Source organism: Motilibacter deserti (genome assembly GCF_011250635.1).
Lineage (GTDB): Bacteria > Actinomycetota > Actinomycetes > Motilibacterales > Motilibacteraceae > Motilibacter_A > Motilibacter_A deserti.
On record NZ_JAANNP010000213.1, the window covers coordinates 1 to 1,769 of the forward strand.

The 1,769-nt window shown below is 77.7% G+C and carries 2 protein-coding genes; both read right to left on the minus strand.

The annotated features are described in order from the left end of the window. Window positions 1-763 (minus strand): ABC transporter ATP-binding protein (locus G9H71_RS22500; RefSeq protein WP_331273206.1); only part of this gene is annotated, 763 nt, incomplete at its 3' end. After that, on the minus strand, window positions 760-1,769 hold a 1,010-nt coding region (locus G9H71_RS22505; RefSeq protein ID WP_166284981.1), incomplete at its 5' end, for a sigma-E factor regulatory protein RseB domain-containing protein. The genes G9H71_RS22500 and G9H71_RS22505, both read right to left, overlap by 4 nt.

A 1,769-nucleotide genomic window follows, 5' to 3' on the forward strand; every position in this document is an offset into this window, starting at 1 on the left:
GGCCGGGCCGGCGCTCGTGGACGGCGTCGCCCAATGCCCCCACGGCGGCGTCGGCGTCGGGCGTGGAGACGAGCGTGCGGCCCGTCGGGCCGCGCAGGGCGTCGAGCTCGTCCTGGGCCACGAGCCGCCCCGACGACACCACCCCCACCCGCGTGCACAGCTCCTCCACCTCCGCGAGCAGGTGCGAGGAGAGGAAGACCGTCGTTCCTTGCCCGTTGAGCTCGGTCAGCAGGTCGCGGATCTCGCGGATGCCCTGCGGGTCCAGCCCGTTCGTCGGCTCGTCGAGCACCAGCAGCCGGGGCCGCTGCAGGAGCGCGGCCGCCAGCCCCAGCCGCTGCCGCATCCCCAGCGAGTACGCCTTCACCGCCCGGCCGTCGACCGCGCCCAGCCCGACCCGGTCCAGCGCCTGCTCCACGCGCGCCCGGCGCGTGCGCCGGCCGCCTCCGCCCGCCGCGTCGATCCAGCGCAGCGCGGCCCGGCCGCTGAGCCCGCGCGGGAAGGCCGGCCCCTCGACCATCGCGCCGACCGAGGGCAGCACCTCCTTCGCGGCGCGCGGCACGGGCCGCCCGAGCAGCTCGATCTCTCCCGACGTCGCGTAGACGAGCCCGAGCAGCATGCGGACGGTCGTGGTCTTGCCCGAGCCGTTCGGGCCGAGGAAGCCGTAGCGGTCGCCCTCACGGACGTCGAGCCCGATGCCGTCGACGGCGGTGACGCGGCCGTACCGCTTGGTCAGGTCGGTCGTGACGATCGCCGGCTCGCTCACCGCGGTCCTTCCGTGTATCCGGACGGGTCGAACGGCGGCGGGCTGGCGGCCAGCTCGCGCGCCGCGCGCTCCAGCAGCCCGGGCGGGACGGTCCCGACCAGCAGGTACGCCCGGTCACCCGCCCGCAGCGTGAGCGCGCTGAGCAGCGGCAGCCCGAGCCGGAGGCCCTCGCCGTAGTCCTCGTCCAGCTCGGTGACCCCCGGGCCGCGCAGCCGGCGGTCGAGCTCGGCGACCGCGTACGCCGGCAGCGGCACCACGGCCAGCAGGGCGTACCCGGTGCCGTAGCTGCCGGCCCCGCCGACCGCCTCGGAGCGGCGGGGCAGGCCGGCCAGCGTGCCCGGCAGCAGGTACGGCGCGACCTGCTCGGCGAGCCGGCGGGCCGAGAGCGCCGACACCCGCTCCACCCGCGTGTCCGGCCCGAACGGCAGGGCGAGGTCCTCGTCCGCGGGGGCGCGCAGCTCCAGGTCGAGGACCGCGCTCTCCAGGGTCGGCCGTGCCCCGCCGCGCGCGGTCACGGCGACACGCAGCGGGAGCCCGGTGTCGGCGTCCACCGCGACGTCCACGCGCCGGACCAGCGTGCGCTCGTCCGCCGGCTCGACGACCAGCGTGACGGCGTCGCGGCCGGCGACCCGCTCGGTCCCGTCCCGGCGCACCTGGCCCGGAGCCGCCCCGCCGAGGAGCCGGCGGCCGAGCTCGGCGGGGAGCAGGTCCTGCGGCGTCGGAGCGCGGACTCCTGACCCGTCCCCGAGCAGGAGCCGGAGCCGCAGCTCGTCGGAGTCCCACTGGGCCGTGCCGACCGTGGTGGCGTAGGTGTCGCGCTCACCGGCGGCGGACAGGACGTCGACCCGGTGCTCCTGCGGAGACCGCCACCAGACGCGTATCCGCGACCGGTCTCCGAGCAGGTCCGCGAGGTCGTCGAGCGGGCCGGCGTCCGGCAGGGGCAGCCGGCCGACCGACTCGGCGTACGCGGTGTACGCCACGTCCTCGCTGGCCAGCGCCCGCGCGA